At 69.0% G+C, this 9,548-nt stretch carries 9 protein-coding genes; all 9 read left to right on the top strand.

Features of this window, described 5'->3' with window-relative positions; translation table 11 throughout:
* Positions 1-47: 47 nt before the first annotated feature.
* Entirely contained in the window at positions 48-1,286 is a 1,239-nt protein-coding gene (locus AB0L65_RS33650; RefSeq protein WP_364253587.1) for a geranylgeranyl reductase family protein, read from the top strand.
* 64 nt (positions 1,287-1,350) lie between these two features.
* Complete coding sequence (locus AB0L65_RS33645) at positions 1,351-1,746, top strand: NADH-quinone oxidoreductase subunit A (protein ID WP_185069986.1); 396 nt, start codon at positions 1,351-1,353, stop codon at positions 1,744-1,746.
* 2 nt (positions 1,747-1,748) lie between these two features.
* Positions 1,749-2,300 (top strand): NADH-quinone oxidoreductase subunit B, encoded by a 552-nt coding sequence (locus tag AB0L65_RS33640; protein WP_185069987.1) that lies wholly within the window; start codon positions 1,749-1,751, stop codon positions 2,298-2,300.
* 95 nt (positions 2,301-2,395) lie between these two features.
* Positions 2,396-3,001 (top strand): NADH-quinone oxidoreductase subunit C, encoded by a 606-nt coding sequence (locus AB0L65_RS33635; protein ID WP_357751421.1) that lies wholly within the window; start codon positions 2,396-2,398, stop codon positions 2,999-3,001.
* On the top strand, positions 2,998-4,323 hold the full coding sequence (locus AB0L65_RS33630) for an NADH-quinone oxidoreductase subunit D (protein WP_350739839.1): 1,326 nt from the start codon (positions 2,998-3,000) through the stop codon (positions 4,321-4,323). Before AB0L65_RS33635 ends, AB0L65_RS33630 begins: the two co-directional genes overlap by 4 nt.
* Positions 4,320-4,976 carry an NADH-quinone oxidoreductase subunit NuoE gene (gene nuoE / locus AB0L65_RS33625; protein ID WP_350739842.1) on the top strand — a complete coding sequence of 219 codons (657 nt, stop codon included), beginning with the start codon at positions 4,320-4,322 and terminating at the stop codon, positions 4,974-4,976. The genes AB0L65_RS33630 and nuoE overlap by 4 nt, the downstream gene beginning before the upstream one ends.
* Complete coding sequence (gene nuoF, locus AB0L65_RS33620; RefSeq protein ID WP_350739844.1) at positions 4,973-6,262, top strand: NADH-quinone oxidoreductase subunit NuoF; 1,290 nt, start codon at positions 4,973-4,975, stop codon at positions 6,260-6,262. The genes nuoE and nuoF overlap by 4 nt, the downstream gene beginning before the upstream one ends.
* Positions 6,259-8,634 (top strand): NADH-quinone oxidoreductase subunit G, encoded by a 2,376-nt coding sequence (locus AB0L65_RS33615; RefSeq protein WP_364253585.1) that lies wholly within the window; start codon positions 6,259-6,261, stop codon positions 8,632-8,634. Before nuoF ends, AB0L65_RS33615 begins: the two co-directional genes overlap by 4 nt.
* Positions 8,631-9,548 (top strand): NADH-quinone oxidoreductase subunit H (locus AB0L65_RS33610; protein WP_364253582.1); only part of this gene is annotated, 918 nt, incomplete at its 3' end. The genes AB0L65_RS33615 and AB0L65_RS33610, both read left to right, overlap by 4 nt.

Here is a 9,548-nt window from a genome sequence, read left to right as displayed (position 1 = left end):
GCGAGAGAGCGACGAAGGAGCCAACGAGTGGCGAAGCGGGCGCGACCATGAGCACAGTTGACGCTGACGTCATCGTCGTCGGCGCAGGTCCCGCCGGTTCCGCAACGGCCTGGTACCTCGCTCAGGCCGGACTCGACGTGCTGCTCCTGGAGAAGACCAGGTTCCCCCGCGAGAAGGTCTGCGGCGACGGCCTGACGCCGCGGGCGGTCAAGCAACTGCTCAACATGGACGTCGACATCGACGCTCCCGGCTGGGTCAGGAACAAGGGGCTGCGCGTCGTCGGCGGCGGCCTCCGCTTCGACCTCGACTGGCCCACGCTCGAGCGCTTCCCCGACTTCGGCCTCGTACGCACGCGCCAGGACTTCGACCAGATCGTCGCCGCCAACGCGGTCAAGAACGGCGTGCGCCTGATGGAGGGCGTGACCGTCACGGGGCCCGTCCTCGACGACCGCAGCGGCCACATCGTCGGCGTGACGACCAAGGACGGCCGCGAGTACCGCAGCCGTGTGGTGGTGGCCGCCGACGGCAACAGCACCCGGCTGGCCCTGGGGATGGGGCTGCACAAGCGCGAGGACCGCCCGATGGGCGTGGCGGTGCGGACGTACTTTGAAAGCCCGCGCCACGACGACGACTACCTCGAGATCTGGCTGGAGCTGTGGGCGCAGGAGAAGCTGCTGCCCGGCTACGGCTGGATCTTCGGCGTCGGCGACGGCACCGCCAACGTGGGCCTCGGGCTGCTCAACACCAGCGCGCAGTTCAAGAACATCGACTACCGGGACCTGCTGCGGACCTGGTGCAAGGCCATGCCTCCCGAGTGGGGGTTCACCGAGGAGAACATGACGGCCCCCATCCGCGGCGCCGCGCTCCCCATGGCCTTCAACCGGCAGCCGCACTACACGCGCGGCCTGGTGCTCGTGGGCGACTCGGGCGGGTCGATCAACCCGTTCAACGGCGAGGGCATCGCCTACGCCATGGAGACCGGTGAGATCGCCGCGGAGGTCATCGCCAAGGCCCTCAGGGGCACCACCCCCGCGGACCGGGAACGCGCTCTGAGGACCTATCCTCAAGTGCTGAAGGACGCCTACGGCGGATACTTCACCCTGGGCAGGCTGTTCGTCGAGCTCATCGGAAAGCCGGGCGTGATGAGCTTCGGCACCAGGCACGGTCTCCCTCACCCGAGGCTGATGCGCTTCGCCATCAAACTCCTTGGTAATCTCACCGACCGGCGAGGCGATGCGTCAGACATGATCATTAACGCTCTCTCGAAGGTCGCCCCACCAGCATGAATCTCAGAACTGACAGATCCGGCTGCGCGCCCGCGCGCGCGGCGACTCCGGAGGAGGCGTAGCGATGGACCTTTACGTGCCCATCCTGGTGCTCGCCGTTCTCGCGGGGGGCTTCGCGATCTTCTCGGTCGCCATCGCTCCCTTCACCGGCCCCAAGCGCTGGAACCGCGCCAAGCTTGACGCCTATGAATGCGGCATCGAGCCGACGCCCCAGCCCGTCGGTGGTGGACGGTTCCCGCTCAAGTACATGGTCACCGCGATGCTCTTCATCGTGTTCGACATCGAGATCATCTTCCTCTACCCATGGGCGGTCTCGTTCGCGCCGCAGACGAACGACGCCGGCCAGGTGCTCAGCTCCGGTCTGGGGCTGTTCGCGCTCGTGGAGATGGTGCTGTTCATCGTCACCGTGCTCGTCGCCTATGCGTACGTGTGGCGCCGCAAGGGTCTGGACTGGGACTGAAAATGGGACTTGAAGAAAAACTCCCCAGCGGGTTCATCCTCAGCACGGTCGAGGCGGCCGCCGGATGGGCGCGCAAGAACTCCGTGTGGCCCGCCACATTCGGCCTCGCCTGCTGTGCCATCGAGCTGATGGCCACCGGCGGCCCCCACTACGACCTGGCGCGCTTCGGCATGGAGCGCGCTTCGGCGTCTCCTCGCCAGGCCGACCTCATGATCGTCGCCGGCCGCGTCTCGCAGAAGATGGCGCCCGTCCTGCGGCAGATCTACGACCAGATGGCCGAGCCGAAGTGGGTCATCTCCATGGGCGTGTGCGCCTCCAGCGGCGGCATGTTCAACAACTACGCGATCGTGCAGGGCGTCGACCACGTCGTGCCCGTCGACATCTACCTGCCGGGCTGCCCGCCGCGGCCCGAGATGCTGATCGACGCGATCGTGAAGCTGCACGACAAGATCCAGAACATGAAGTTCGGCGCCCACCGCGCCAAGCAGATCGAGGAGCTCGAGCTGCAGGCGCTGCGGCCGTTGCCGCTGATCGACCAGGGAGCCTCGAAGTGACCTCGCCCGACAACCTCCCCGGTAGCCCGGAAAGCGGTGAGACCCCCGAGGCCGCGGTTCCCGCCATCCCCGAGGCGCCCATCGCCCGGCACGGCATGTTCGGCACCCAGGACTCCGGCGACACCTCCGGCTACGGCGGTCTCGTCGTGCGCCGGGCGCCGCAGCTGTCGACGCCCCGCCCGTACGGCGGCTACTTCGACGAGGTCGTGGACGGCCTGGCGCTCGACGACGCCATCGAGCGCGTCGTCGTCGACCGCGGCGAGCTGACCCTGCACGTCAAGCGGGACCGGCTGGTCGAGGTCTGCCAGAAGCTGCGCGACGACCCGGCCCTGCGCTTCGAGCTCTCGCTGGGCGTCACCGGCGTGCACTACCCGCACCTGACGGGCGAGGAGCTGCACGCGGTCATCCACCTGTGCTCGATCACCTACAACCGCCGCGTACGCGTCGAGGCCAGCGCCCCCGACTCCGACCCGCACATTCCATCGACCGTGGGCGTTTACCCTGGTCACGACTGGCATGAGCGCGAGGCGTACGACTTCTTCGGGATCATCTTCGACGGGCACCCCGGGCTCACCCGGATCATGATGCCGGACGACTGGGACGGCCACCCGCAGCGCAAGGACTACCCGCTCGGCGGCATCCCGGTCGAATACCGCGGCGCCACCATCCCCGCGCCCGACCAGAGGAGGAGCTACTCGTGAGCACCGCTTATGACGAGGCGACCGAGGGCAAGGTCTATTCGGTCAACGGCGGCGACTGGGACGAGGTCGTCACCGGAGCGCGCGACACCGAAGAAGAGCGCCTGGTCGTCAACATGGGCCCGCAGCACCCGTCCACGCACGGCGTGCTCCGCCTGGTCCTGACCCTCGACGGCGAGACGGTGACCGAGGCGCGCAGCGTCATCGGCTACCTGCACACCGGCATCGAGAAGAACATGGAATACCGGACGTGGACCCAGGGGACCACGTTCGTGACCCGCATGGACTACCTCTCGCCGATCTTCAACGAGACCGCCTACTGCCTGGGCGTGGAGAAGCTGCTCGGCATCGAGGACCGCATCCCGGACCGGGCGCAGGCCATCCGCGTGATGATGATGGAGCTCAACCGGATCTCCTCGCACCTGGTCGCGATGGGCACGTTCGGCATGGAGCTGGGCGCGACCACGCCGTTCCTCTTCGGCTATCGCGACCGCGAGATGATCATGGATCTCTTCGAGTACATCACCGGTCTGCGCATGAACCACGCCTACATCAGGCCGGGCGGCGTGAGCGTCGACCTGCCCGCGGGCGCGGTCGACAAGGTCGGCGAGTTCCTCAAGGAGATGCCCAAGCGGATCAAGGACATCCGCAAGCTCCTCGACGCCAACCCGGTCTACGTGCGCCGCACCAAGGACGTGGCCTACCTCGACCTGACCGGCTGCATGGCGCTGGGCATCACCGGCCCGATCATGCGCGCCGCCGGGCTCCCGTGGGACCTGCGCAAGTCGCAGCCCTACTGCGGCTACGAGACGTACGAGTTCGACGTCGCCACCGAGCGTGGCTGTGACGTCTACTCGCGCTACCTCGTGCGCATGAAGGAGATGGAAGAGTCCCTCAAGATCATTGAGCAGGCGCTCGACCGCATCGCCGGCCCGCTCAAGGGCGACCCGGTGATGATCGAGGACAAGAAGATCGGCTGGCCCGCGCAGCTCGCGCTCGGCCCCGACGGGTTCGGCAACTCGCCCGACCACATCGCCCACATCATGGGCTCCTCGATGGAAGCGCTCATCCACCACTTCAAGCTGGTGACCGAGGGCTTCCGGGTGCCTGCCGGGCAGGCGTACGCCAGCATCGAGTCGCCCAAGGGCGAGCTCGGCGCCCACGTGGTCAGCGACGGCGGCACCCGCCCCTACCGCGTGCACTTCCGCGAGCCGTCCTTCTGCAACCTGCAGGGTTTCCCCGCGATGGCAGAGGGCGGCCAGGTCGCCGACGTGATCGCCGCGGTGGCTTCTATCGACCCCGTCATGGGAGGTGTGGACCGGTGACTTACTCACCGGAGATCCGGGAGCGTCTGGAGCGAGACGCCAAGGAGATCATCGGGCGTTACCCGAAGACGCGCTCCGCACTGCTGCCGCTGCTCCACCTCGTGCAGTCGGAGGACGGCTACGTCTCCGACGACGGGCAGGAGTTCTGCGCGGAGATGCTGGGCGTCAGCAAGGCCGAGGTCACCGGCGTCGCGACCTTCTACACGATGTACAAGCGCAAGCCCGCCGGCGACTACCACGTCGGCGTGTGCATCAACGCGCTGTGCGCGGTCATGGGCGGCGACCAGATCTGGGACGAGCTGTCCGAGCACGTCGGCGTCGGCCACGAGGAGACGACCGCCGACGGCAAGATCTCGCTGGAGCGCCTCGAGTGCAACGCGGCCTGCGACTTCGCCCCCGTCATGATGGTCAACTGGGAGTTCTTCGACAACCAGACCCCCGAGTCGGCCAAGCAGCTCGTCGACGACCTGCGTGACGGCAAGGACGTGCGGCCGACCCGCGGCCCGAAGAAGCTCTGCAGCTTCAAGGACGCCTCGCGCGTGCTCGCCGGCCTGCCCGACGACCTGGCGGGCGACGGCCCGTCGGCCGCCGGCGCCTCGCTGGAGGGCCTGAAGGTCGCCAAGGCCAACGGATGGAAGGCCCCCGAGGCATGAGCACGACTTTGACACCGGTCCTGACCGCGAACTGGGACCAGCCCAACTCCTTCACCATCGACGTCTACGGCGAGTACGAGGCGGCGAAGAAGGCGCTGGCCATGGACCCCGACGCCGTGATCCAGGCCGTCAAGGACTCGGGCCTGCGCGGCCGCGGCGGCGCGGGCTTCCCCACCGGCATGAAGTGGGGCTTCATCCCGCAGGGCGACGGCAAGCCGCACTATCTCGTCGTCAACGCCGACGAGTCGGAGCCGGGCACCTGCAAGGACATCCCGCTGATGATGGCCAACCCGCACTCGCTGGTCGAGGGCATCATCATCACGGCCTATGCGATCCGGGCCAACCACGCCTTCATCTACGTGCGCGGCGAGGTGCTCCACGTGATCCGGCGGCTGCACGCGGCCGTGCGGGAGGCGTACGAGAAGGGCTACCTCGGCACCGACATCCTCGGCTCCGGTTACGACCTCGAGCTGGTCGTGCACAGCGGCGCCGGCGCGTACATCTGCGGCGAGGAGACGGCGCTGCTCGACTCGCTGGAGGGCTTCAGAGGTCAACCGCGACTCAAGCCTCCGTTCCCCGCCGTGGCGGGCCTGTACGCCTCGCCGACTGTCGTGAACAACGTCGAGTCGATCGCCAGTGTTCCCTCGATCATCGGCAACGGCGCCGACTGGTTCGCCGGGATGGGCACCGAGAAGTCCAAGGGCTTCGGCATCTTCTCGCTGAGCGGCCACGTCACCAGGCCCGGCCAGTACGAGGCGCCGCTCGGCATCACGCTGCGCGAGCTCCTCGACATGGCGGGCGGCATCAGGGCCGGTCACCAGATCAAGTTCTGGACCCCGGGCGGCTCCTCCACGCCGATCTTCACCGACGAGCACCTCGACGTGCCGCTCGACTTCGAGGCGGTCGGCGCCAAGGGCTCCATGCTCGGCACCCGCGCCCTGCAGATCTTCGACGAGACCACCTGCGTGGTCCGCACGGTGCTGCGCTGGACCGAGTTCTACGCCCACGAGTCCTGCGGCAAGTGCACGCCGTGCCGCGAGGGCACGTACTGGCTCAAGCAGGTGCTCAAGCGCCTGGAGAAGGGCCAGGGCACCGAAGAGGACCTGACCACGATCACCGACATCGCGGACAACATCCTGGGCCGCTCGTTCTGCGCCCTGGGCGACGGCGCGACCAGCCCGATCCACTCCTCCGTGAAGTACTTCCGCGACGAGTACCTCAAGCACTTCGAGATCGGCGGCTGTCCGTTCGACCCGAAGAAGTCCACTCTCTGGGGTGAGCAGTGACAGTCGTAGAGACCGAGACGAACCTGGTGACCCTGACCATCGACGGGTTCCAGGTCAGCGTGCCCAAGGGCACCTTGATCATCAGGGCCGCCGAGCTCCTGGGCATCCAGATCCCCAGGTTCTGCGACCACCCGTTGCTCGACCCGGCGGCCAACTGCCGCCAGTGCCTGGTCGACATCCCCGACGCGGGCAACGGCCGCGGCTTCCCCAAGCCGCAGCCGTCGTGCGCGATCGAGGTCGCCGAGGGCATGGTCGTGCAGACGCAGCTCACCTCGCCGGTCGCCGAGAAGGCGCAGCGCGGGGCCATGGAGCTGCTGCTCATGAACCACCCGCTCGACTGCCCGGTCTGCGACAAGGGCGGCGAGTGCCCCCTGCAGAACCAGGCCATGTCCAACGGCCAGGGCGAGTCCAGGTTCCAGGAGCAGAAGCGGACCTTCCCCAAGCCGCTGCCGCTGTCCACGCAGGTGCTGCTCGACCGCGAGCGCTGCGTCCAGTGCGCCCGGTGCATCCGCTTCTCCGACCAGATCGCCGGTGACCCGCTCATCGAGTTCTTCGAGCGCGGGGCCAAGGAGCAGGTGCGCACCGCCGAGGGCAAGCCGTTCAACTCCTACTTCTCCGGCAACACGGTGCAGATCTGCCCGGTCGGCGCGCTGACCGGCGCCGCCTACCGGTTCCGGGCCCGCCCGTTCGACCTGGTCTCCACGCCGAGCGCGTGCGAGCACTGCGCCGCCGGCTGCGCCCAGCGCACCGACCACCGGCGCGGCCGGGTCACCCGCCGCCTGGCGGGCAACGACCCGCAGGTCAACGAGGAGTGGAACTGCGACAAGGGCCGCTGGGCCTTCACCTACGCCCAGCAGCCCGACCGGCTGAAGACGCCGCTGGTCCGCAACGAGGAGGGCGTGCTCGTGCCCGCCTCGTGGCCGGAGGCGCTGGCGGTGGCCGCCGAGGGCCTGGCCAAGGCCCGCGGCAAGGCCGGTGTGCTGGTCGGCGGCCGGGTCACGGTCGAGGACTCGTACGCGTACGCCAAGTTCGCCCGCCTGGCCCTGGGCGGCAACGACATCGACTTCCGCGCCCGGCCGCACTCCGCCGAGGAGGCGCAGTTCCTGGCCCACGCGGTGGCCGGCAAGGGCATCGAGGTCAGCTACACCGACCTCGAGAAGGCCCCCCACGTGCTGCTCGTCGGGTTCGAGCCCGAGGAGGAGTCGCCGATCGTCTTCCTGCGCCTGCGCAAGGCGTGGCAGAAGAAGGGCCTCAAGGTCACCTCGATCGCCCCGTTCGCCTCGCCCGGCCTGGTCAAGATGGGCGGCACGCTCATCCGCACCGCGCCCGGCACCGAGGCCGACGCGATCGGCGATCTGGTCGGCACGCTGGCCGAGGGCACGATCGTGTTCGCCGGCGAGCGCCTGGCCACCGTGCCCGGCGCCCTGTCCGCCGTGATACGGCTCGCCAACGCCTCCGGCGCCAGGCTCGCCTGGGTGCCGCGCAGGGCGGGCGAGCGCGGCGCGGTCGAGGCCGGCGCGCTGCCCAACCTGCTGCCGATCGGCCGCCCGGTCGACGACGAGACCGCCAGGGCCGAGGTCGCCAGGGCGTGGAACGTGGCCTCGCTGCCCGCCACCCCCGGCCGCGACACGACCGGCATCCTGGAGGCCGCCCGCGCCGGTGAGCTGGACGCGCTGGTCGTGGCCGGCGTCGACCCCTACGACCTGGCCGACCCGGCGGCGGCGCTCGACGCGCTCGAGCACACGCCGTTCATCGTCAGCCTGGAGATCCGCGCCAGCGCCGTCACCGACCGCGCCGACGTGGTCCTGCCGGTCGCCGCGGTTCAGGAGAAGGGCGGCACGTTCGTCAACTGGGAGGGCAGGGGCCGCTCGTTCGAGGCGCCGCTGAAGGTGCCCGGCCTGCAGAGCGACCTGGCCGTGATCGGCAACCTGGCCGACCGGATGGACGTCCACCTCGGCCTGCCGGACGCCAAGGCCGCCCGGCGGGAGCTGTCCGGCCTGGGCGCCTGGCGCGGCAGCCGCGTCACCGCCCCGCACACCGCCACCCGCGCCCAGGTCGCCCCGGCGGCCGGCGAGGCGCTGCTGGCGACCTGGCACCTGCTGCTCGACGAGGGCAGGCTGCAGGACGGCGAGCCATACCTGGCGGGCACCGCCCGCGCCGCCGAGGCGCTGGTCTCCGAGAGCACGGCGGCCGAGCTCGGGGTCGCGGACGGCGACAAGCTCGTCGTCGGCGACAGCGTCACGCTGCCCGTGCGCGTAGCCGACCTGCCGGACCGGGTCGTCTGGGTGCCTGCGAACTCCGGCGGCTGCTCGGTCACCCGTGACCTGCACGCGGTGGCCGGCGACATCGTCACCATCGGGAGCGCCTCATGACCCACGTTCTCGCGGCCGATCCCACCCTCGCCGACTTCGGCAAGGACCCGCTGTGGATCACCATCATCAAGGCCGTGATGCTGTTCGCCTTCCTGATGCTGGGCATCCTGTTCGGCGTCTGGTTCGAGCGCAAGCTGATCTCCAGGATGCAGAACCGGTACGGCCCCAACCGGGCCGGCAAGTTCGGCCTCCTGCAGTCGGTGGCCGACGGCCTGAAGATGGGCCTGAAGGAGGACCTCTTCCCGCGGACCGTGGACAAGGTGCTCTACCTGCTGGCCCCGGTCATCATGGTGGTCCCGGCGTTCCTGGCCTTCTCGATCGTGCCGTTCGCGCCGATGGTCAACCTGTTCGGCGTGCAGACGCCGCTGCAGATGGTGGACCTGCCGGTGGCGGTGCTGTTCATGCTCGCCATGGGCGCGGTGTCGGTCTACGGCGTGGTGCTGGCCGGATGGTCGTCGCGCTCGCCGTACGCGCTGCTGGGCGGTCTCAGAAGCGCGGCGCAGGTGGTCTCGTACGAGATCGCCATGGGCCTGTCGTTCGTGGCCATCTTCCTGTTCGCCGGGACGCTGTCCACCTCGGAGATCGTCAAGGCGCAGGAGCAGACCTGGTTCGTGTTCCTGCTGATCCCGTCGTTCATCATCTACGTGATCTGCATGTTCGGCGAGGCCGCGCGCATCCCGTTCGACCTGCCCGAAGGCGAGGGCGAGCTGGTCGGAGGCTTCCAGACCGAGTACTCCTCGTCGCTGAAGTTCGCCCTGATCATGATGGGCGAATACCTGCACACCTTCACCGCCTCCGGCATAGCCGTGACGCTGTTCCTCGGCGGCTGGCGGGCGCCGATCCCGATCTCCTGGTGGGAAGGCGCCAACCAGGGCTACTGGCCGGTGCTGTGGTTCCTCATCAAGTTCGTGCTG

The organism is Nonomuraea sp. NPDC052116 (assembly GCF_040680035.1).
Taxonomy (GTDB): Bacteria; Actinomycetota; Actinomycetes; order Streptosporangiales; family Streptosporangiaceae; genus Nonomuraea; species Nonomuraea angiospora_A.
Note: the sequence above shows the minus strand (reverse complement) of the source record. Positions and strands in the feature narration are given on the sequence as shown.

Coding starts and splice junctions, on each gene's coding strand:
- AB0L65_RS33650 (WP_364253587.1), top strand. CDS start 48: ATGAGCACAGTTGACGCTGACGTCATCGTCGTCGGCGCAGGTCCCGCC.
- AB0L65_RS33645 (WP_185069986.1), top strand. CDS start 1,351: ATGGACCTTTACGTGCCCATCCTGGTGCTCGCCGTTCTCGCGGGGGGC.
- AB0L65_RS33640 (WP_185069987.1), top strand. CDS start 1,749: ATGGGACTTGAAGAAAAACTCCCCAGCGGGTTCATCCTCAGCACGGTC.
- AB0L65_RS33635 (WP_357751421.1), top strand. CDS start 2,396: ATGTTCGGCACCCAGGACTCCGGCGACACCTCCGGCTACGGCGGTCTC.
- nuoF (WP_350739844.1), top strand. CDS start 4,973: ATGAGCACGACTTTGACACCGGTCCTGACCGCGAACTGGGACCAGCCC.